Source organism: Leclercia sp. AS011 (assembly GCF_037152535.1).
GTDB lineage: Bacteria > Pseudomonadota > Gammaproteobacteria > Enterobacterales > Enterobacteriaceae > Enterobacter.
Map to the genome: position 1 here is coordinate 2,277,323 of NZ_JBBCMA010000001.1, position 21,267 is coordinate 2,298,589.

At 54.8% G+C, this 21,267-nt stretch carries 20 protein-coding genes; 8 read left to right on the forward strand and 12 right to left on the reverse strand.

Annotated elements, in window-relative coordinates:
- The first annotated feature begins 61 nt into the window (after positions 1 to 61).
- Positions 62 to 1,027: a lipoyl synthase gene (gene lipA / locus WFO70_RS10835; RefSeq protein WP_337016061.1), complete on the forward strand. Its 966-nt coding sequence runs from the start codon at positions 62 to 64 to the stop codon at positions 1,025 to 1,027.
- 84 nt (positions 1,028 to 1,111) lie between these two features.
- Here lipA and tatE read toward each other — a convergent pair whose 3' ends face one another.
- A complete protein-coding gene (gene tatE, locus WFO70_RS10840) occupies positions 1,112 to 1,312 on the reverse strand; it encodes a twin-arginine translocase subunit TatE (protein WP_333850676.1) in 201 nt (66 codons plus the stop codon).
- A 126-nt stretch (positions 1,313 to 1,438) separates the two neighbouring features.
- Entirely contained in the window at positions 1,439 to 2,227 is a 789-nt protein-coding gene (locus WFO70_RS10845; RefSeq protein ID WP_337016062.1) for a deaminated glutathione amidase, read from the reverse strand.
- 66 nt (positions 2,228 to 2,293) lie between these two features.
- Here WFO70_RS10845 and crcB point away from each other — a divergent pair, with 66 nt between their 5' ends.
- A complete protein-coding gene (gene crcB, locus WFO70_RS10850; protein ID WP_106992321.1) occupies positions 2,294 to 2,677 on the forward strand; it encodes a fluoride efflux transporter CrcB in 384 nt (127 codons plus the stop codon).
- 219 nt (positions 2,678 to 2,896) lie between these two features.
- Here crcB and cspE read toward each other — a convergent pair whose 3' ends face one another.
- The 6 genes from cspE to WFO70_RS10880 form a co-directional block, all read right to left on the reverse strand.
- Positions 2,897 to 3,106: a transcription antiterminator/RNA stability regulator CspE gene (gene cspE, locus WFO70_RS10855; RefSeq protein WP_002439184.1), complete on the reverse strand. Its 210-nt coding sequence runs from the start codon at positions 3,104 to 3,106 to the stop codon at positions 2,897 to 2,899.
- A gap of 190 nt (positions 3,107 to 3,296) precedes the next feature.
- Complete coding sequence (gene pagP / locus WFO70_RS10860; RefSeq protein ID WP_442913361.1) at positions 3,297 to 3,872, reverse strand: lipid IV(A) palmitoyltransferase PagP; 576 nt, start codon at positions 3,870 to 3,872, stop codon at positions 3,297 to 3,299.
- Between the two features lie 355 nt (positions 3,873 to 4,227).
- Entirely contained in the window at positions 4,228 to 7,380 is a 3,153-nt protein-coding gene (gene silA / locus WFO70_RS10865; protein ID WP_337016065.1) for a Cu(+)/Ag(+) efflux RND transporter permease subunit SilA, read from the reverse strand.
- Positions 7,373 to 8,605 (reverse strand): efflux RND transporter periplasmic adaptor subunit, encoded by a 1,233-nt coding sequence (locus WFO70_RS10870; protein WP_337016067.1) that lies wholly within the window; start codon positions 8,603 to 8,605, stop codon positions 7,373 to 7,375. Before WFO70_RS10870 ends, silA begins: the two co-directional genes overlap by 8 nt.
- An 11-nt stretch (positions 8,606 to 8,616) precedes the next feature.
- Positions 8,617 to 8,958, reverse strand: coding sequence for a cation efflux system protein CusF (gene cusF, locus WFO70_RS10875; protein ID WP_337016068.1), 342 nt, complete (start codon positions 8,956 to 8,958; stop codon positions 8,617 to 8,619).
- A gap of 28 nt (positions 8,959 to 8,986) precedes the next feature.
- Positions 8,987 to 10,372, reverse strand: coding sequence for an efflux transporter outer membrane subunit (locus WFO70_RS10880; protein WP_337016069.1), 1,386 nt, complete (start codon positions 10,370 to 10,372; stop codon positions 8,987 to 8,989).
- Positions 10,373 to 10,558: 186 nt separating this feature from the next.
- Between WFO70_RS10880 and WFO70_RS10885 the strand changes: the two genes are divergently transcribed.
- The 4 genes from WFO70_RS10885 to rna all read left to right on the forward strand — a co-directional run bounded on the left by WFO70_RS10885 (position 10,559) and on the right by rna (position 15,155).
- Complete coding sequence (locus WFO70_RS10885) at positions 10,559 to 11,242, forward strand: copper/silver response regulator transcription factor (protein WP_337016070.1); 684 nt, start codon at positions 10,559 to 10,561, stop codon at positions 11,240 to 11,242.
- On the forward strand, positions 11,232 to 12,707 hold the full coding sequence (locus WFO70_RS10890) for a Cu(+)/Ag(+) sensor histidine kinase (protein ID WP_337016659.1): 1,476 nt from the start codon (positions 11,232 to 11,234) through the stop codon (positions 12,705 to 12,707). Before WFO70_RS10885 ends, WFO70_RS10890 begins: the two co-directional genes overlap by 11 nt.
- A gap of 176 nt (positions 12,708 to 12,883) precedes the next feature.
- On the forward strand, positions 12,884 to 14,257 hold the full coding sequence (gene dcuC, locus WFO70_RS10895) for an anaerobic C4-dicarboxylate transporter DcuC (RefSeq protein ID WP_337016071.1): 1,374 nt from the start codon (positions 12,884 to 12,886) through the stop codon (positions 14,255 to 14,257).
- Between the two features lie 88 nt (positions 14,258 to 14,345).
- Positions 14,346 to 15,155: a ribonuclease I gene (rna, locus tag WFO70_RS10900; RefSeq protein ID WP_337016072.1), complete on the forward strand. Its 810-nt coding sequence runs from the start codon at positions 14,346 to 14,348 to the stop codon at positions 15,153 to 15,155.
- Here the strand turns inward: rna and WFO70_RS10905 are convergent.
- Positions 15,149 to 15,778, reverse strand: a complete 630-nt coding sequence (locus WFO70_RS10905) for a flavin reductase family protein (protein ID WP_337016073.1) — start codon at positions 15,776 to 15,778, stop codon at positions 15,149 to 15,151. The genes rna and WFO70_RS10905 overlap by 7 nt on opposite strands.
- Positions 15,779 to 16,188: 410 nt before the next feature.
- On the opposite strand from WFO70_RS10905, the gene rnk reads away from it, so the two are divergent.
- Complete coding sequence (gene rnk, locus WFO70_RS10910; RefSeq protein ID WP_337016074.1) at positions 16,189 to 16,599, forward strand: nucleoside diphosphate kinase regulator; 411 nt, start codon at positions 16,189 to 16,191, stop codon at positions 16,597 to 16,599.
- Between the two features lie 72 nt (positions 16,600 to 16,671).
- Here the strand turns inward: rnk and WFO70_RS10915 are convergent, their stop codons facing one another.
- Positions 16,672 to 17,910, reverse strand: a complete 1,239-nt coding sequence (locus tag WFO70_RS10915; RefSeq protein WP_337016075.1) for a zinc-dependent alcohol dehydrogenase — start codon at positions 17,908 to 17,910, stop codon at positions 16,672 to 16,674.
- 203 nt (positions 17,911 to 18,113) lie between these two features.
- Here WFO70_RS10915 and uspG point away from each other — a divergent pair, with 203 nt between their 5' ends.
- Positions 18,114 to 18,542: a universal stress protein UspG gene (uspG, locus tag WFO70_RS10920; protein ID WP_337016076.1), complete on the forward strand. Its 429-nt coding sequence runs from the start codon at positions 18,114 to 18,116 to the stop codon at positions 18,540 to 18,542.
- Between the two features lie 57 nt (positions 18,543 to 18,599).
- Here uspG and ahpF read toward each other — a convergent pair whose 3' ends face one another.
- Entirely contained in the window at positions 18,600 to 20,165 is a 1,566-nt protein-coding gene (gene ahpF, locus WFO70_RS10925) for an alkyl hydroperoxide reductase subunit F (RefSeq protein WP_337016077.1), read from the reverse strand.
- Positions 20,166 to 20,352: 187 nt separating this feature from the next.
- On the reverse strand, positions 20,353 to 20,916 hold the full coding sequence (ahpC, locus tag WFO70_RS10930) for an alkyl hydroperoxide reductase subunit C (RefSeq protein ID WP_032617008.1): 564 nt from the start codon (positions 20,914 to 20,916) through the stop codon (positions 20,353 to 20,355).
- Positions 20,917 to 21,267 lie beyond the last annotated feature (351 nt).

Here is a 21,267-nt window from a genome sequence, read left to right on the forward strand (position 1 = left end):
TACAACATTCCCTTGAATTGAAACGCTTTCCTTCGATTTTCGCAACTGGAAGACGCACGCTATGAGTAAACCCATTGTGATGGAACGTGGTGTTAAATACCGCGATGCCGATAAAATGGCCCTAATCCCGGTTAAAAACGTGGCTACGGAGCGCGAAGCGCTGTTAAGAAAACCGGCCTGGATGAAGATCAAACTTCCGGCGGACTCTTCGCGTATTCAGGGAATCAAAGCGGCGATGCGCAAAAACGGCCTTCACTCCGTATGTGAAGAGGCCTCCTGCCCGAACCTTGCTGAATGTTTTAACCACGGCACCGCGACCTTTATGATCCTCGGCGCAATTTGTACCCGCCGCTGCCCGTTCTGTGACGTTGCCCATGGTCGTCCTGTTGCCCCTGACGCCAATGAACCCCAGAAGCTGGGTCAGACGATTGCTGATATGGCGCTGCGCTACGTGGTAATCACCTCCGTTGACCGTGACGATCTGCGCGACGGTGGGGCTCAGCACTTTGCCGACTGCATCACCGCTATCCGCGAAAAAAGCCCAAACATCAAAATCGAAACGCTGGTGCCCGACTTCCGTGGCCGTATGGACCGCGCGCTTGAGATCCTCAACGCCAACCCGCCAGACGTGTTCAACCACAACCTGGAAAACGTACCGCGCCTCTATCGCCAGGTGCGTCCGGGTGCCGATTACAACTGGTCGCTGAAGCTGCTGGAGCGTTTTAAAGAAGCGCATCCGGAGATCCCAACTAAATCCGGTCTGATGGTCGGTCTGGGTGAAACCAACGAAGAGATCATCGAAGTGATGCGCGACCTGCGTCGTCACGGCGTCACCATGCTGACGCTGGGTCAGTATCTGCAGCCAAGCCGTCACCACCTGCCGGTACAGCGCTACGTGAGCCCGGAAGAGTTCGACGAGATGAAAGCCGAAGCGATGGCGATGGGCTTTACCCATGCAGCCTGCGGCCCGTTCGTGCGTTCGTCCTACCACGCCGACATGCAGGCGAAAGGCGAAGAAGTGAAGTAACCCCGTCACAAAGGTTTACATTTCACCCATAAAAAAACCGGCCTGAGCCGGTTTTTTTCTATCGCAAGCCATGAGGCGTGGTCGTTACTCTTTGTGAGAGAGTTTCTCGGCAGCGATATCCGCATCGGCTTTCTTAGCCGTGGCGTCATCGTCATTCATTGCCTTCTTAAAGCCTTTGATGGCAGCACCCAGGTCTCCGCCCAGCGTACGTAATTTCTTGGTACCAAACAGCAGGACAACCAGTGCGGCTACCACCAGCAGTTTGGTAATACTAATCTCACCCATAGATACCTTCTTGACGTAAACAGGCTGCGTTTCGCGCCTTAAAAACCTGACGTTATTAACGGTCATTTGACGCCCGCACACAATAGCAATCTGTAACAAGGTGAATCAAGCGTTGTTTAAAAAACGTCATAATAATTGCGCAGGCGCGAAGCGTCGGTTGCGCAGGACCGGCAGCTGCTGACGCGCCAGGGTAACGCGTTCCCGGCTAATATCGGCAAACAGCAGCGCTGGTCCCTCAGCCGCAGCCGCAACTGTCACCCCCAAAGGGTCGATAATACGGCTCTGGCCAATATTCTTGTTGCCGCACTCCCCTGCTGCCACCACATAGCAGGTCGTATCCAGCGCCCTGGCCGCCAGCAGCGTTGACCAGTGGTGCTCCTTAAGCGGCCCTCTGACCCAGGCCGCAGGCAGGACCAGCACCTCCGCCCCTGCCAGCGCCAGATTTAATGCCATCTCCGGGAAGCGTAAATCGTAGCAGGTCATTAACCCCAGACGGATGCCCTCGATGTCGATGAGCGGCGGTATGCTCGTGCCCGCATCCACCAGCCTGGACTCCTGGATACTGAACGCATCGTAAAGATGTAGCTTGGCGTATTGCTCAACGATCCTGCCGCCACGCAGCACCACCAGGGTGTTTATCGCTCTGCCTGCGGTTGAGGGGACATGCACGGTCAGCACCGTGGTCATCTGGTTTCGGGCACTCTCCGCCAGCAACAGCGTCAAAAAACCGCCGTCGAGCGGCTGGGCCGACTTTACGGAGAGATCGGGATCGTTATCATCCCGAGCCAGTAAGGCTTCCGGCAGCACCAGTAGCGATGCGCCCCGCGCTGCCGCCTGCGCCATCAGCGAAACGCAGGTTTCGGCATTTGTCTGCCAGTTTGCCGTTACTGCAAATTGTCCAACCGCAACATACATATTTTCCCCTTACCTCAAACGGCGTTACACTCAGGATCCTTACACATCAAATAGCAGGTATTGTTCGTGTTTCAACTTCTTTTAGCCGTTTTTATCGGTGGGGGCACAGGAAGCGTGGCGCGCTGGCTGTTGAGCATGCGATTGAACCCTCTGCATCAGCAGATCCCGTTCGGTACGCTCACGGCTAACCTTATTGGCGCTTTTATCATTGGGCTGGGGCTGGCGTGGTTCAACCGCATGACCCACATCGATCCGGTATGGAAGCTATTGATCACTACCGGTTTCTGCGGCGGCCTGACGACGTTCTCAACGTTTTCCGCCGAGGTGGTATTTCTGTTGCAGGATGGTCGCGCAGCCTGGGCGCTGCTGAACATTGCGGTTAACCTTCTGGGTTCGTTAATGATGACCGCGCTCGCATTTTGGCTAATTTCTGCGGTTAACGCTCACTAAAGATCCGGGCCTTAATGTTGGCTTAATTTTTCTCAGGCAACCTGTCACCACTTACACTGAGGGTGACGCAATGAAAGAGAAAATAACAAATGCGGGAATGGTAGTGCTGAGCGTGGCGATCCTTGCCAGCTTTTTGAGACTGTACTTGTTTAGCTAAGCCTGAACGAAAAAAACCCGCTCAGTGAGCGGGTTTTGAAATTCTTGCTGGTCTCGTCTGAATTACAGAGCGATGACGTTAGCAGCAGAAGGGCCTTTGGCACCGTTAGTGATTTCAAACTCAACGCGCTGACCTTCAGCCAGGGTTTTGAAACCATTGCTCTGGATTGCAGAGAAGTGTACGAACACGTCTTTGCTGCCATCTTCCGGAGTAATGAAACCGAATCCTTTGGATTCATTAAACCACTTAACGTTACCTTTAATCTTAGACATCAAAATTACCTTTACATGAAAATTGGACACAAATGCTGTGTCGGGTATCAGTACAACAATTGTGAGCGGTTTTGTCCAGCGCCTTTTTGAAGAAAAGTGACAAAAGTCGCGTTAATTTTTGCCCCCCCATTTTTATCCTTTCTACTTCGGCAGATGGCTATTAAATCACCAGTGCGTAACGTTTTTTCAGTTAAAACTGGAAGCGCATCCAGGCGAAGTAGACGTTGCCGTTGTTATAAGTGCCCGGGATATAGGTCATCTGGAAAGTGGCCGGGCCGTACCCCACGGATGCCAGCGGCAGAACCAGCGGGACGGGGATGTAATTCCAGTTATCACGCGCCGTCACGGCAGCGGTAAAACCGAGACCGAGGTGGAAATTATCGTCGGCCAGCGGACGCCAGGTTTTCTCCCAGCCGTAGCCCGCGATGGGCTCCCATTTATTGTAGGAATCTTTAAACGCCATCGCGTAAAGGCCATGCCAGTTCCCCTTTTCATCCCAGCGCGACTGGCCAAACCCCGCGCCCCACGGACGCTCATTGTAGCGGTCGGTCTTCTCTTTGTCGTAAGCAAAGCGGGCATGCCAGGTAATGGCAGGCACATAGAGATCGTAATGCTGGGGTGCTTCCCAGGTTTCAATCATATCGTTATGGATAGTTTTGACCCAGGCTCTCAGGGGAGGTACGTCTTTAGCCGCTGCCACAGTCGAAAACGTTAACTGAGCAAAAATAAATGTAAAAACAAGGATAAATTTATTAATAATTGTCACGTTCTCATTACCACTTAACTATTCTGCGTGTTCTCGCCCAGATTAGGGGAAAAACAAACCTGACGGCATGAGCGTTTATCTTAATTATTAAGTCAAACAGCTAAGAATAATCTTGGTAACAGAATGTGCGCCTTAAATATTTAAGGCGCAATTAAGAAAAATTAACGTTGATGCAATAACTTATATCGCACATCAATAATCAACATTGATTACCGCGCCGCCGCCAGGCCCGTCACCGCTGGGCTGCACCGATTTTGTATGGCAGACGTCGGGTGTTTTTCCTTTTATTTATCCCTCCCGAATTTAAAGCGATATAAATACCTGAAATAATAAGAAAGCGATCAATAGCTTAGCTTTAATTCTGCTCCGCATAGTAATGATGCCTGCGCAACCAGATGAGCTTGTAGGCCGCCGGAATAATAAACAGGGATAACAGCGGTGCCGTTATCATTCCCCCGATCATGGGTGCCGCGATCCGGCTCATCACTTCCGAACCCGCGCCGCTTCCCCAGAGAATCGGCAATAAACCCGCAATGATAACCGCCACGGTCATGGCCTTGGGTCGAACCCGCAGTACGGCGCCATGATAGAGCGCCTCATCAAGCCTTTCGGGCGTTAACGTCTCCTTACGGGACAACGCCGGGTGCGCTTCAACGGCGTGTCGCAGATACATCAGCATGACCACGCCAAACTCTGCCGCCACCCCGGCCAGGGCGATAAATCCGGTCCCGGTCGCGACAGACATATGGAAGCCCTGCCAGTAGAGGAACCATATTCCCCCGACCAGGGCGAACGGCAGACTCATCAGGATCAGCACCGCCTCATCCACGCGACGAAACGCCAGATAGAGCAGAATGAAGATGATCATCACCGTCATCGGCACCATCAGCTTCAGTTTTTTGTTGGCGTGCTCCAGCAGTTCAAACTGGCCGGAGAAGGACACGCTGGTACCCGGCTTCAACTTCACGTTCTGACTGATGGCCGTCTTAATGTCGTTCACCACCGACACCATGTCCCTGCCGCGGGCATCGATATAGATCCAGCTGGCAGGCCGGGCATTTTCCGTTTTCAGCATCGTGGGGCCGGAAACCACGTTAATCTCCGCCACATCGCCCAACGTGATTTGCTGCTTCATCGGCGTCAGGATCGGCATCTGCTTTAACGCGACCGGACTGTTCCGGTAGTCATGCGGATAGCGAATATTGATCGGGTATCGGGCCACGCCTTCTACCGTTTCACCCACCGTCGCGCCGCCGATGGCCGAGGAGACGAACAGCTGTACATCACCCACGGTCATCCCGTAGCGGGAGGCTTTTTCCCGGTTGATATCGATATCAATGTAGCGCCCGCCCTCCAGCCGTTCCGCCAGAGCTGACACCACGCCCGGCACGGTTTTGGCTACCGTCTCGATGCTCTGGGCCGTGGCATCGATATCCGCCAGAACGGTTCCTGACACCTTGATACCTATCGGGCTTTTGATCCCGGTGGAAAGCATGTCTATCCGGTTGCGGATCGGCGGAACCCACAGGTTCGCCAGGCCAGGCAAACGGACGGTCTTATCGAGCTCGTCAATAATCTTGTCAATCGTCATGCCGGGCCGCCACTGCTCCTCAGGTTTGAGCTGAATGGTGGTTTCCACCATTTCGAGCGGCGCGGAGTCCGTGGCGGTCTCGGCCTTACCGGTTTTGCCAAAAACAGAGGCCACTTCAGGGACGGTTTTGATGAGCTTGTCCGTGGTCTGTAACAGCGCCGCCGCTTCTGCCGGAGAGACGCCGGGCAACGCCGAAGGCATATACAGCAGATCGCCCTCATTGATCTTCGGCAGGAACTCGCCGCCCACCTGGCTCAGGGGCCAGATAACCGTGAAGATGGATAAAGCCGCAACCAGCAGGGTTGTTTTGGGCCACTGAAGCACCCTGAGCAGAAGCGGATGATAGGCTTTGATCAGTAACCTGTTCAGCGGATTGCTGGTCTCGGCGGGTATTTTCCCCCGGATCCAGAACCCCATCAGAATCGGAATGACGATAATGGCCAGCGCCGCCGCCCCTGCCATAGAATAGGTTTTCGTAAAGGCCAGCGGACCAAACAGCCGCCCTTCCTGCCCTTCGAGGGTAAAAATTGGGATGAAAGACAGGGTGATGATCAGCAGGCTGATAAACAAAGCTGGCCCCACTTCAACGGAGGCATCGGTGATGACCTTCCAGCGGGTGGCATTATCAATCTGCTCACCCGGATGCTGATGATCCCACTCTTCCAGCCGTTTATGCGCGTTTTCAATCATCACGATAGCGGCATCCACCATCGCCCCGACGGCAATAGCAATGCCTCCCAGGGACATGATATTGGCGTTCAGCCCCTGGAAATGCATGATGATAAAGGCGATACACAGGCCAAGTGGCAGAGAGATAATCGCCACCAGGGCAGAACGGATGTGCCACAGGAACAGCACACACACGATGGCCACCACAATAAACTCTTCAAGCAATTTATAGCTGAGGTTATCAATGGCCCGGTCGATGAGCTGGCTGCGATCGTAGGTTGTCACAATCTCAACCCCTTCCGGCAGGCTGGCCTTCAGCGTCTCCAGCTTATCTTTCACCGCGGTGATAACGTCGCGCGCGTTTTTACCCGAGCGCAGGATCACCACGCCACCGGCGACCTCTCCCTGACCGTTAAGCTCGGCAATACCGCGGCGCATTTCCGGCCCCGTTTGTACCCGGGCAACATCGCGCAAGTAAACCGGTACCCCGTTTTCGCCGGTTTTCAGGACGATGTTATTGAAATCATCAATGCTCTGGAGATAGCCACTGGCACGGACCATGTACTCCGCTTCCGCCATTTCAACAGATGAGCCACCGGCTTCCTGGTTAGACGACGCAAGGGCCTGCTTAACCTCCGGCAGGCTGATGCCGTACTGAGCCAGCTTTAACGGGTTGACCTGAATCTGATACTGCTTCACGACGCCGCCTACCGACGCCACCTCGGCAACATCAGGAAGGGTCTTCAGTTCAAATTTCAGGAACCAGTCCTGCAGAGAGCGCAATTCGGAAAGGTCATGCTTTCCACTGCGATCCACCAGCGCATATTCAAAAATCCAGCCCACACCCGTGGCATCCGGGCCGATTTCGGCGCTCACGCCAGCAGGCAGTTTGCCCTGAACCTGGTTCAGGTACTCCAGCACGCGAGAACGGGCCCAGTAGAGATCGGTGCCATCTTCAAAAATGACGTACACGTACGAATCCCCGAACTGGGAAAAACCACGCACGGTCTTTGCGCCGGGCACCGACAGCATGGTGGTAGTGAGCGGATAGGTAACCTGGTTTTCAACAATTTGCGGGGCCTGGCCGGGATAGCTGGTTTTAATAATCACCTGAACGTCAGACAGATCGGGCAGTGCATCCACCGGCGTATTGATGATGGTCCATGTTCCCCAGACGCTGAGAAACAGCGCCCCCATCATGACGAGGAGACGGTTGGCGACGGACCGCCGGATAATCCATTCAATCATGGTCACTCCCTCGACGCATACGTTCCAGCGCACCGCTGATATTGGCTTCAGAATCAATCAGGAACAGACCACTGACGACGACCGAATCCCCTTCGTTCAGGCCACTACCGATACCCGCCTGTTGCTGAGATTCGTGCAGAACCTGGATCTTCTTCGGTACAAACCGACCTTCAGCATCGACAGTAATCACCCGCTGCTCATTACCGGTGTCGATCACGGCCTGGCTCGGTATCAGCAGCATTTGCTGGCTTTGAGTATTCAGTTTCAGCCAGGCATTCATGCCCGGCTTAAGCAGTTTATCCGTGTTGGCAACCTGCAGGCGGACCTGCAAGGTTCGGGTGGTTGGATCCACGTTGGGAAGAATGCTCCATTTCTCAACATGGAACGCTTTATCCGGATAAGCCGGCACCGAAATGTCAAACTGGGACGTGTCTTTGAGGAGATAAGCGATGGACTCCGGGACAGCCGCGCTAATCCAGACCGGGTCCATACCCTGTATCTGCGCCACCACCTTTTCTTTGGAGATATTCATCCCGCTGCGCAGATCAAAAGCAGTAATAACACCGTCTATCGGCGCCTTGAGGCTAAATCGGGTCTGGATACGCCGCGATGTGCGCAGCCTCTGAATATCCTCTTCCGGCATACCTGTCAGACGAAGCCGTTCCAGCACCCCTTTAAGCTGCGTGGGCGTCCCCCCGGTACCGGATAGCAGGAGGTATTCACTTTGGGCTTCCACCCATTCCGGAATGGTAATATCAATAAGCGGCGTCCCTTTCCTGACACGATCGCCAATCGTCAGGGGATACACTTTTTCAACGAAGCCATCAGAACGCGCCTGCACAATGACAAACTGATAGTCGTTATAGCTGACATTGGCCGGGAACGTCCGGGAATACCCCAGGGTTCCGCGGGTCACTTTTTGCGTTTTTAATCCAAGATTCTGAACCTGGGTGGGATCGATACGAATTCCCTCACCGCTCTCCCCCTCGTTTTCATCGGCATATTTAGGCACCAGATCCATATCCATAAAAGGGGATTTCCCCGGTTTATCGAATTGTGTATCCGGCTTCATCGGGTCATACCAGAAAAGTATCTTTCGTTCCGGCGAGGTCGTTTCTGTTTTTTCAGACGCATGAATGTACTGCCACGCCGTAACTGAAATCAGCCCTCCTGCGATAAGGCTGCTGACTATCATGGCAGCATATTTTAGTTTTAAAGAGGCCATGCCGTTTCTCGCTATTTAATGCTCTTGAGTAAAGAGAGATTGCCCTGCTGAACAAACGAGAAATTCACCTGGTTGCCGACTTTTAAGGCCTTAATACTCTCGTCAGCCTGAATAAAGGTGAAACGCATGGTCATCGCGGGCCAGCCAATTTCCGGGATGGCTTCATGAGAAATCGTGACTTTTTTATTCGTGAGATCAATGTCCTTCACGATGCCGGTCCCGGTGACAATCTGCTCCGAGGTCCCTTCGCTGGCAGCATGCATCTCCGCGTGCTGATGAACCTCCGCCTGTAGGCTGGCAGAAAACATAATGGAGATCGCACCGAATACAACGGCCTTAAGTGAATTGCGCATGTTTATTTTCCTGTTTAATTAAATACCGTTATTCGACCCAACCGCCGCCCAGTGCGGTGAAGAGAGTAATTTCATTAACCTGCCGGGCATAAATAAGATCGAGAATGTTTTGCTGCGTGGAGAACAGCGAACGTTCCGCGTCTAATACTTCGATATAGCTAACCGCGCCGCTGGAATATAATCCCCTGGCACGCTGCACGGTTATTTGTAGCGAAGCGAGATAGCGCTGTTGTGCTTCAAGTTGCTGGCCGATGCTGACCCGCAATGCGAGCGCGTCAGCCACCTCCTTAAATGCGTTCTGAATTTTTTGTTGGTAATTTACAACCGACTGCTGCTGGCGAATTTCAGCCAGCTTCAGGTTGGCTTTATTCCTGCCGGCATTAAAAATGGGGATGTCAATTTTGGGGACGAAATTCCACATTCCGCTCGCAGGCGTAAAGAGGCTCGACAATTCCGTACTGCTGGCAGAAAGCCCGCTCGTCAGGGTAATGGACGGGAAAAAGGCCGCTCTTGCCGCACCGATATTCGCATCAGCCGCTTTCAGCAGGTATTCCGCCTCCATAATATCCGGACGCTGAAGCAGGATCTCTGATGACAGATTGGGCGGCAGTTTTACCGGCATGATATCGCCATCGTGCATCCCTTTTTCCGCAGGAAGAGCGGAATAGGTTCCGAGAACCAACTGCAGTGCATTACTTGCCTGTGCCAGGTCACCTTCGCGTTTGGCAATCTCTGCCCGAGTGCTTTCGATCTGCCCGCGGGCCTGTTCGAGCGCCAGCACATTTGTACTGCCTGTCACCAGCTGTTGCTCTACAAAAGCATAAGCTTGTTGATAATTTTTCAGCGTTTCCCGCGCGATACGACGTTGTTCATAGGCCAGTTGCTGGCTGAAATAGCGCTGTGAAACGTCAGAGACGAGCAGAATATGTACGGCACGACGGGCTTCTTCGCTGGCAAAATAGTTCTGTCGGTCCGCATCGCTCATGTTCTTCAGCTTGCCGAAGAAATCGAGCTCATAGCTGAGGGCCAGCCCCGCGTCGTACTGCTGGGTGGTCGGTTTGTCACTTTTCAGGCCACCGCTGTAAGCGATCCCTGAAGAGGCATTGAGTTGGGGATAACGATCCGCATCCGTGACGTTGAATTGAGCCCGGGCCTCCTCCACCTTCAGAGCAGCCATTCTCAAATCACGGTTATTATTCAGCGCCTCACCGATCAACCGGATAACCTGGGGGTCGACGAAAAAGTGACGCCATCCTGCATCCTGATAGCCCTCCCCCGCTGGCATCAGGCTGTTATGGGAGACGGAAAACTGTTGAGGAACCGGGTTCGCCGGGCGCTGGTAATCCGGTGCCAGCGAGACACAGCCTGTCAGGAGGAGCAACAGACTGAGACTGAGTCGTTTTAATGTGAACATAACGCATCTTTTCCAGGTCGGGCCGGTAATGATTCTAAAAACCAGAGTGTTATCGGGTGTACTTTACCGAACGCTTCCTGATTACCCGGTGACTGGATAATGACAATGTTGTCATTTTCACCCTGAGTCGTTGATAACGAACTCAGTCGCAATAGAATGGCTCCAGCCGCATTTCAGGGGAGCAAGATGAAAATACTGATCGTTGAAGATGAAATTAAAACCGGGGAATACCTGAGCAAGGGGCTGACTGAAGCGGGGTTTATTGTCGATCGCACTGACAACGGCCTGACCGGATACCATCTCGCCATGACCGCAGAGTACGATCTGCTGATCCTGGATATCATGCTGCCTGATGTGAACGGCTGGGATATTATCCGGATGCTCCGTTCCGCAGGTAAAGGAATGCCGGTGCTCCTGTTGTCAGCCCTGGGAACCATTGAGCATCGCGTCAAAGGGCTTGAGCTCGGCGCGGATGATTACCTCATTAAACCTTTTGCTTTCGCCGAACTCCTTGCCCGGGTGCGGACCCTGCTTCGTCGCGGCAGTACGGTGATCCCGGAAAGTCAGTTCAGGGTGGCGGATCTGATGCTGGACCTGGTGTCGCGAAAGGTCAGTCGCGCCGGTAATCGCATCCAGCTGACGGGTAAGGAGTTCAGCTTACTGGAGTTTTTCATCCGTCATCAGGGCGAAGTGCTCCCCCGCTCGCTCATCGCCTCCCAGGTCTGGGACATGAACTTTGACAGCGACACCAATGCCATCGATGTTGCCGTCAAACGCCTGCGGGCAAAAATCGATAATGAGTATGAACCCAAATTAATACATACCGTCCGGGGTGTGGGATATGTTCTGGACATCGCAGATGAGCGCTAATCCCACCCGACGTCCCTATTCCCTTGCCCTGCGGCTGACTTTTCTTATCAGCCTGTCAACGATCGCGGCATTTATTGCCTTCACGTGGATTATGCTGCACTCCGTTGAACAGCATTTCGCCGTACAGGATGTCAACGATCTGACGCAAATCAACGGTGCCCTTAACAAAATCTTGCTTAACGCTACCCTGACAGATGATCAAAAGCTCAGTAAAGTGCGGGGAGCCATAGACAGCTATCGTGACGTAGCGGTTGTCCTCCAGGATGCCGGGGGCAAAATCCTCTTCAGCTCGTCAGAAGGCATCGCCCTCCTCCCGGCCACTAAAGAGAAGAGCTTTACCGCCCACCGCACTGCCGGAGATGTTTTTCTCTGGTCTGTACCCGGTCATACGCAGCAGAGTCATACTCACGCCGCAACGAACAAGGAGACATTCAGGGTGATTGCCTCCTCGGGCAGTAGCGTATTCCACGGCAAGCCCCAGACCTGGACGCTGCTCATCGGGCTCTCAATAGATTTTCATCTTCATTATCTTGATGCGCTGAAAAAGAACTTAATTGCCATTGCCGTCATCATCAGCATCGTGATCGTCTTTATCATTCATATTGCGGTGCGGAAGGGACATCAGCCGCTGCGGGATGTGAGCATTGCCATCAAAAATATTACCTCCGAGAACCTTGATGCCAGGCTGGAGCCGTCACGCGTCCCCATTGAACTTGAACAGCTGGTGATGTCGTTCAACCAGATGATTGAACGGATTGAGGACGTCTTCAAACGCCAGGCCAATTTCTCCGCCGATATTGCCCATGAAATCCGAACCCCCATTACGAATCTGGTGACGCAAACTGAAATCGCCCTGAGCCAACAGAGAACGGAGAAAGAGCTGGAAGATGTGCTCTACTCCAGCCTGGAGGAGTACAACAGAATGACCCGCATGGTCAGCGACATGCTTTTTCTGGCACAGGCCGATAATCATCAGTTGATTCCGGAGCAGATCGCGTTTGACCTGCGTCATGAGGTTATCCGCGTTTTTGATTTCTTCGAAGCCTGGGCAGAGGAACGTCAGATAACCCTCAGATTACAGGGGAGCTCCGCCTTGATTGAGGGCGATCCTCTGATGTACCGACGCGCCCTGAATAATCTTCTCTCCAACGCCCTGCGGTATACGCCGGAAGGCGAAGCCATCACGCTTTCCATTACCGATCGGGGAGACAAAGTAGAACTTATCGTCGCCAATCCGGGAAAACCCATACCCGCTGAACATCTGCCGCGACTCTTTGATCGATTTTATCGGGTAGACCCCTCCCGGCAGAGAAAAGGCGAAGGTAGCGGTATCGGTCTGGCGATAGTGAAGTCCATCGTCACCGCGCATCATGGGAAAATCCGGGTAGAATCTGATGAGATATCGACCCGCTTTATCCTCTCGATACCGCAGCCGGAGAAGCCGGATCGACAGATGTCGGGTTGAACCTGAAAGGGAGATAATCCCGGATGTCCCAACAAAATAACGACGGGTCTGGCGTTAGTCGGTGATTTATTGATTTTGGTCAGCGAGGCCGGACCATTATTTCGGCACATTTTGTCACCTTAATTTCATTGCTAATTTCTCCTTTCGCTCTGGGGCGTCGGGAAACAGAGGGATCCATGCTAACGTTTATCGAGCTCCTGATCGGGGTAGTAGTTATTGTCGGCGTCGCGCGCTACATCATCAAAGGCTACTCCGCGACCGGCGTGCTGTTTGTCGGCGGTCTTGTCCTGCTGATCGTCAGCGCCCTGATGGGCCATAAGGTGCTGCCGTCCAGCGCCACCAGCACCGGTTACACCGCAACCGACATTGTCGAGTACATCAAAATCCTGCTGATGAGCCGCGGTGGCGATCTGGGGATGATGATCATGATGCTCTGCGGGTTTGCGGCCTACATGACCCATATCGGTGCCAACGATATGGTGGTCAAGCTGGCCTCGAAGCCGCTGAGCTATATCAACTCCCCTTACCTGCTGATGATTGCCGCCTACTTCGTGGCCTGTCTGATGTCGCTGGCCGTCTCCTCGGCAACCGGCCTGGGCGTGCTGCTGATGGCTACCCTGTTCCCGGTGATGGTCAACGTGGGGATCAGCCGCGGCGCGGCGGCGGCAATCTGCGCCTCCCCGGCAGCGATTATTCTCTCCCCGACCTCCGGTGACGTGGTGCTGGCTGCCAAAGCCGCCGAGATGCCGCTGATCGACTTCGCCTTCAAAACCACCCTGCCGATCTCCATTGCCGCCATTATCGGCATGGCGATTGCGCACTTCTTCTGGCAGCGCTACCTGGATAAAAAAGAGAACATCTCCCACGAGCGACTCGACGTCAGCGAAATCACCACCACCGCGCCATCGTTCTACGCCATCCTGCCGTTTACGCCGATCGTCGGCGTGCTGATTTTTGACGGCAAATGGGGGCCGGAGCTGCATATCATCACCATCCTGGTGCTCTGCATGCTGCTGGCGGCGGTGCTGGAGTTTGTGCGCGGCTTCAATACCCAGAAGGTCTTTAGCGGTCTGGAAGTGGCCTATCGTGGGATGGCGGATGCCTTCGCCAGCGTGGTGATGCTGCTGGTGGCAGCCGGGGTCTTTGCCCAGGGGCTGAGCACTATCGGCTTTATCCAGAGCCTGATCTCCATCGCCACCTCGTTCGGTTCCGCGAGCATTATCCTGATGCTGGTGCTGGTCGTGCTGACCATGCTGGCGGCGATGACCACCGGTTCCGGTAACGCGCCTTTCTATGCCTTCGTGGAGATGATCCCGAAACTGGCGCACTCCTCCGGGATCAACCCGGCCTACCTCACCATCCCAATGCTGCAGGCCTCCAACCTGGGCCGGACCATCTCCCCGGTCTCCGGCGTGGTCGTCGCCGTCGCCGGGATGGCGAAAATCTCGCCTTTCGAAGTGGTAAAACGCACCTCGGTGCCGGTTCTGGTTGGGCTGGTCATTGTCATTATCGCTACGGAAGTTCTGGTGCCAGGCGCCGCCCTGAACTAAGCGCACCTGGAGCATAAAGCGCCTGCGGGCGCTTTTTGTGCTTTAATAACTCCCAGCAATATATTGCTTTCAACCATCAGGAATTGACATGTTCAGAAAGGATTTCGTTTTCGCTATCAGCGCAACCGCAGCAGCACTGTGCGCACTCCCGGCGCAGGCAGCACCGCTTCAGGCGACGCAGTACGCGGATTTTGATCGCTACGTGCTGGCGCTCTCATGGCAGTCTGGCTTTTGCCAGAGCCTGCATGACCGCAACCGCGCGGCGCCCGATGAGTGTCGCCTGCAAAAAGAGCGAGACGACAAAACCACGATCCTCACCGTTCATGGCCTGTGGCCGGGCTTACCGAAATCCATCGCCGCACGGGGTGTCGACGACCGCCGCTGGATGCGCTATGGCTGCGCGACCCGCCCGATCCCCAACATGCCGGAGGTGAAAGCGGGCCGGAAATGTGACGCCGCAGAGACCGGATTATCGCTGACCGGGGCTGCGAAGCTGAATGAGGTGATGCCGGGCGCGGGCGGCAACTCCTGCCTGGAGCGTTACGAATATGCCAAACACGGGGTCTGTTTCGGTTTCGATCCTGATGCTTATTTCGGCACCATGGTGCGGATGAATCAGGAAGTGAAGGCCAGCCCGCTGGGGCAGTTCCTGGCGGCAAACTACGGCCAATCCGTCACCCGCAGCGCGTTCGATGCCGCGGTCGCTAAAAGCTGGGGCCCGCAGACGGTCAAAGCCGTTAAGCTCAGCTGCAGCGGCAACCCGGCCTATCTCACCGAAGTGCAGCTCACGCTGACCGCCGCCAGCATTAATGCCCCGCTGACGGCCTCTTCATTTATGGCCCAACCGCACCCGGGTAACTGCGGGAAGCAGTTTGTCATCGATAAAATCGGTTACTGACCGCTCGCTTTTCTGGCGTCCGGACGCACCAGGTCAAAACGTTGCTCCTCCCCGATGGCGAAGTATGCCGTCGGGCCACCGGCACGCAGTACCGGCTGCGCTTTGGCCGTCTGATAGATCCCCTCGTGCAGCAGGCTTTCGTCGATATGGATCCCGACCACTTCCCCCAGCACCAGCCAGGTGTCGATCTCCGCGCCGTTTGCCGCCGTCAGCTGGATGCACTGGGACAGGCGACATTCAAAGTTGACAGGGCTTTCCGCGACCCGCGGCACTTTCACTATCCGGCTTTCCGCTTTGCTCAGCCCGGCACGTAAAAACTCATCTTCGCCGTGCGGCAGGCTGGCGGAGGTTTCATTCATGGCGCTGGCCAGCCCGCGGGTGGTGAGATTCCAGACAAACTCCCCGGTCTCAACGATATTGCGCACGCTGTCTTTCCAGCCAGAGCTGGCAAAGCCGATGATCGGCGGATGGTAGTTAAAGCAGTTGAAGAAGCTGTACGGGGCCAGATTCGGGCGGCCTTCAGTATCGCAGGAGGCAATCCAGCCGATCGGGCGGGGTCCAACAATGGCGTTTAACGGGTCGTGCGGCAGGCCGTGTCCCTGGGAAGGTTGGTAAAAGTACATAGCGCTCTCTGGGAAAATCAGGAATAAAGACCGGCAGGCACGGATTACGCTTCGCTCATCCCCCTGCCCCAAGGGGATCAGCGTAACGCAATCCGTAGAAAAGTAAGACTGAATTTCGTGCTACAGTCTTCGTTGTTCTGCTGTTATGGGTGTGTCACGCTACATAACCTGCGCCTTAGAAGGATAATCCAGATTTCAGAAGAATCACCTTTTTTGGCTGAATTTCATACTAACGACCCAGTTACCGCCGTTGTACTACATCCACGCCGTGAATGTGACATTCATCACTTCAAACCGGGGCAGAGACTCAGTATTATCAGACAGAGTTGAACCCTCGCTACCGGATGGCGAGGGTTTTCTTTTGGCATCTCTTCTGCGGTTGTCGCAGCATTAACGACATGGAGTAAATAATGTCCAGACCCACCATTATCATTAACGAACTCGATGCTGAGCGTATCGACCGCCTGCTGGAGCAACCGGCCTTTGCCTCACTGCCCGTCGCCGCTGCGCTGAACGACGAACTGGATCGCGCGCAGATGTGCACGCCGCAGGACATGCCCGCTGACGTGGTGACCATGAACAGTCAGGTGAAGTTTCGCGATCTGGCTACCGGTGAAGTGCGTACCCGCACGCTGGTCTATCCGGCGAACATGACCGACAGCAGCACTCAGCTGTCTGTGCTGGCACCGGTAGGGGCAGCTTTAATTGGTCTGCGTACTGGCGATACCATCCACTGGGAACTGCCGGGCGGTACCGCCACACATCTGGAAGTGCTGGAACTTATCTGGCAGCCTGAGGCGGCGGGCGAATACCTGCGCTGATCCCCATCTGAATAAGCGTTAATCCGCTTTGCCCAGAGGATGCCAGGGCATCCTCTTTCCGCCCTTCCGCCATCAGATCACGCCGCCCGGCATAGGGTTGACCAGCCCGGTTACCCGCTCTTTTGCCACTTCCGCGCTTTGTGCCCCGGGCACCAGAATGATTTTCCGACAATCCTCCTGCCGCTTCTCAAAGATCTCGTAGCCGCGGGCCGCCTCTTCAAACGGCATATAGTGGGTGACGATCTCCTCGGGTTTAAGCAGCCCCTGTTCGACTAACGGCAACAGCTCTCCCAGCCAGGCGTGGACGTTGGTCTGCCCCATTTTAAAGGTCAGCCCTTTGTCGAAGGCATCGCCAAACAGGAAACCGTGAATAAAGCCGGCATAGACGCCCGGCACGCTGACGATCCCCCCGCGCCGAACCGCAGCGATACACTGCCGCAGCGCTTTACCGCTGCTGCCCTCAAGCTTGAGGTTAGTCAGCACCGTTTCGGTGGTACTCCCTTTGGCCTCAAAGCCGACCGCATCAATGACCGCATCTACCCCGCGCTGGCCCCGGGTCTGCTCAATGATTTTTTCAGCGGCATCGTCGTCGCGGTCAAAGTTAATCGGGATCGCGCCGTACCTGTCCTGGGCGAACCGCAGCCGGTAGTCGTGATGATCGACGATAAATATCTGCTCGGCCCCGAGGTAACGTGCGCAGGCCACGGTCAGAAGCCCTACCGGCCCGGCACCGAACACCGCCACGCTACTGCCCTGAGTAATCTGGGCATTTTTGGCGGCCTGCCAGGCGGTGGGCAGAATATCCGAGAGGAACAGGGCTTTATCGTCTGACAGCAGCGACGGCACTTTGAAGGGCCCGACGTTACCTTTTGGCACGCGGACATATTCCGCCTGCCCGCCGGGCACGCCGCCGTAAAGATGGCTGTAGCCGAAGAGCGCCGCCGGAGGTGGGATCTGTTTTTTATTCAGGGTCGCGCCCCGTCCGCTGTTGGTATTTTCGCAGGCGGCGTACTGTTCCATGCGGCAGAAAAAGCAGTCGCCGCAGGCAATGACGAAGGGGATCACCACCCGGTCGCCCTTGGTGACGTTTTTCACCTCTCGCCCGGTCTCCACCACTTCACCCATAAACTCATGGCCGAAGATATCACCATGTTCCACCTTCGGTATCTTCCCGCGATAGAGATGCAGATCGGAACCGCAGATCGCGGTGGCGGTGATGCGCAGAATGATATCGTCAGCTTGCTCAATGGCCGGATCGGGTACTGTTTCAACTTTAACGTTATGGGGTCCGTGATACGTCAATGCTTTCATTCGACCTCCGGATGCAGAGAAAAAAATGTGGGATTACCTTAAAAGGGTAGCCATCAGCGGGGATATACCGGGAAATTGCGCGGCTTTGAGATTAATCCTGGTTGTAAAGCGGGGCGATATTAAAAAGTGTCAGCGAGCTATCAGAATCTGATTATATTTTGTGTTTGAATGGATTAAGCGTAAATACACAGGGAGAAACGGTTATGTACCAGACGATTATTATGCCGGTGGATGTTTTTGAGATGGAGTTGAGCGACAAGGCGATTCGCCACGCTGAATTCCTGGCGCAGCAGGATGGCATTATTCACTTACTGCATGTTTTACCCGGCTCCTCCAGCTTCGGGCTGCATCGCTTCGCCGCCGATATGCGCCGCTTTGAGGAGCATATCCAGAACGAGGCACAAACCCGCCTGAAGACAATGGTTAGCCATTTCAGCATCGACCCGTCGCGGATCAGGACCCATGTCTGCTTTGGCAACGTGCGCGACGTGGTCAACGAGGTAGCCCACGAGCTAAAAGCCGATATCGTGGTGATCGGGTCGCGTAACCCGTCGATCTCCACCCACCTGCTGGGCTCGAACGCCTCCAGCGTGATAGGCCACGCCAGGATCCCGGTGCTGGTGGTGAGATAAAAAAAAGAGGCTACCGTCAGGTAGCCTCTTTTGCTTTGCAGGTGCAGTCTTACGTTCTTATGCTGTTTTGGTACGAATCAGATGATCAAAGGCGCTCAGGGAGGCTTTCGCCCCTTCGCCGGTGGCAATGATGATCTGTTTGTACGGCACGGTGGTGCAGTCGCCCGCCGCAAATACGCCCTTCACGCTGGTTTCGCATTTGGCATCGATGATGATCTCGCCCATGCGGTTGCGCTCAATCGCGCCTTCCAGCCAGGTGGTGTTCGGCAGCAGACCAATCTGAACGAAGATGCCGGAAAGCATAACGCTGTGCACATCCCCGCTCACGCGGTCGCGGTACTCAAGACCGGTCACTTTGCTGCCGTCACCTTTCACTTCGGTCGTCTGCGCGTTCAGGATGATATCGACGTTTTTCAGGCTGCGGACTTTATCCTGCAGAACCTGGTCGGCCTTCATCTCTGGGGCAAACTCCAGCAGCGTAACGTGCTCAACGATACCCGCCAGGTCGATAGCCGCTTCAACACCGGAGTTACCGCCGCCAATCACCGCTACGCGCTTGCCTTTAAACAGCGGGCCGTCGCAGTGCGGGCAATAGGTCACCCCTTTGGTACGATACTGATCTTCGCCCGGCACGTTCATGTTGCGCCATTTGGCACCGGTAGCAATGATGATGCTGCGTGCTTTCAGCACCGCGCCAGAGGCGGTTTCAATCTCATGGAAGCCGCCCTCTTCGGCAGCAGGCACCAGCTTGCTGGCGCTCTGGCTGTCGATCACATCCACTTCATAGTCGCTCACATGGGCCTTCAGGGCCCCAGCCAGTTTCTGGCCTTCGGTTTTGGGTACGGAGATGTAGTTTTCGATATCGACGGTATCCAGCACCTGGCCGCCAAAACGTTCGCCCATCAGACCGGTACGAATGCCTTTACGGGCAGAGTAAACCGCTGCCGCGGCACCCGCCGGGCCGGAGCCGACAATCAGCACATCGTAGGCTTCGCGCTTGTTCAGCTCGTCCGCCGCGCGTTTCTCCGCGCCGGTGTCCACTTTGGCGACAATCTCTGCCAGCGTCATACGACCCTGACCAAACTCTTTCCCGTTCACAAATACGGCCGGAACGCCCATCACGTTACGTTCGGTGATTTCGTTCTGGAACACGCCGCCGTCAATCGCGGTGTGTTTGATGCGTGGGTTCAGCACCGCCATCAGGTTCAGGGCCTGCACCACGTCCGGGCAGTTGTGACATGACAGCGAGTAGTAGGTTTCAAACTCAAAATCACCGTCGAGGTCGCGGATCTGCGCCAGCATCTCCTGCGTCTCTTTCGACGGATGACCACCGGTCCACAGCAGCGCCAGCACCAGTGAGGTAAATTCATGTCCCAGCGGAGATCCAGCAAAGCGCGGGCCCTGGGTGGAGCCTGGGTTAGCGATCAGGAAGGACGGCTTGCGCACCGGCAGGCTGTTATCTTCCTTAAAGGTCACTTTCGCAGACAGTTCGGCGATTTCCGCCAGCAGTTCCTTGATTTCTGCCGATTTAGCGCTGTCATCCAGCGTGGCAATCAGCTCAACAGGTTTGGTCAGCTTCTCAAGGTAGGCTTTGAGCTGGGTTTTCATATTTGTGTCGAGCATTATTATCTCCTGCTTAAAAAACATCATCATGCAAGCGGCCTTATCCGGGCTGCCTGAATGCAACTTGCATCATGGTGTTGGAATGAAATGGGCGCAGATGCGCCCATTGATACCGGGTGGCACTTCGTCTACCTGGCCTACGGTGTTGTAGGCCCGAGCAAGCGTAGCGCCGCCGGGCGTTGCAGCCTTAGATCTTACCAACCAGGTCCAGAGATGGAGCCAGAGTCGCGTCGCCTTCTTTCCATTTCGCCGGGCACACTTCGCCTGGGTGAGAAGCAACATACTGAGCCGCTTTGATTTTGCGCAGCAGGTCGGATGCGTCACGGCCAATACCTTCAGCGGTAACTTCGATGGCCTGGATGATGCCCTGCGGGTCAACGATAAAGGTGCCACGGTCGGCCAGACCTTCGTCTTCACGCATGTTTTCAAAGTTACGGGTCAGGGCGCCAGTCGGGTCACCGATCATCGCGTATTTGATTTTAGCGATGGTTTCAGAGCTGCTGTGCCATGCTTTGTGGGTGAAGTGGGTGTCAGTAGAGACGGAGTAAACGTCTACGCCCAGCTTCTGCAGTTCTTCGTAGTGATCTGCAACGTCACCCAGTTCGGTCGGGCAGACGAAAGTAAAGTCAGCCGGGTAGAAGAAGAACACGCTCCAGCGGCCTTCAGTATCTTTCTCGGTGATCTCTACGAAGTCGCCGTTTTTGAACGCCTGGTTTTTGAAAGGTTTGATTTTTGTGTTAATTAAAGACATCTGTACTTCCTCCGTGTTTTCGTTGAGAGCTAAGGTAACCAACTTTGCCGTTTCGGGCTAATGCGTTTGCCGTATCAAATCAATCAGCCATACCTAACAACCCGAATGGATCCCACAAAGTAAAAAGGCCGCCTGAACGGCGGCCCTGATACCTGAGCTACCCGGGGGTAACCTCAGTGCCAGCCGAAGCTGGCGATGTGTTGCGCTCTACATTACCTTTAGCAAGGTCGTAACAGCGAAGTGGATTACACCACCCACCCAACGAAAGGGCAATTAGCGAACAGGGTAATAATACCTATGATTGTGATAGGTTTTACCGCATCCGCTCTTTGCTATTGATTTTATAAGGAT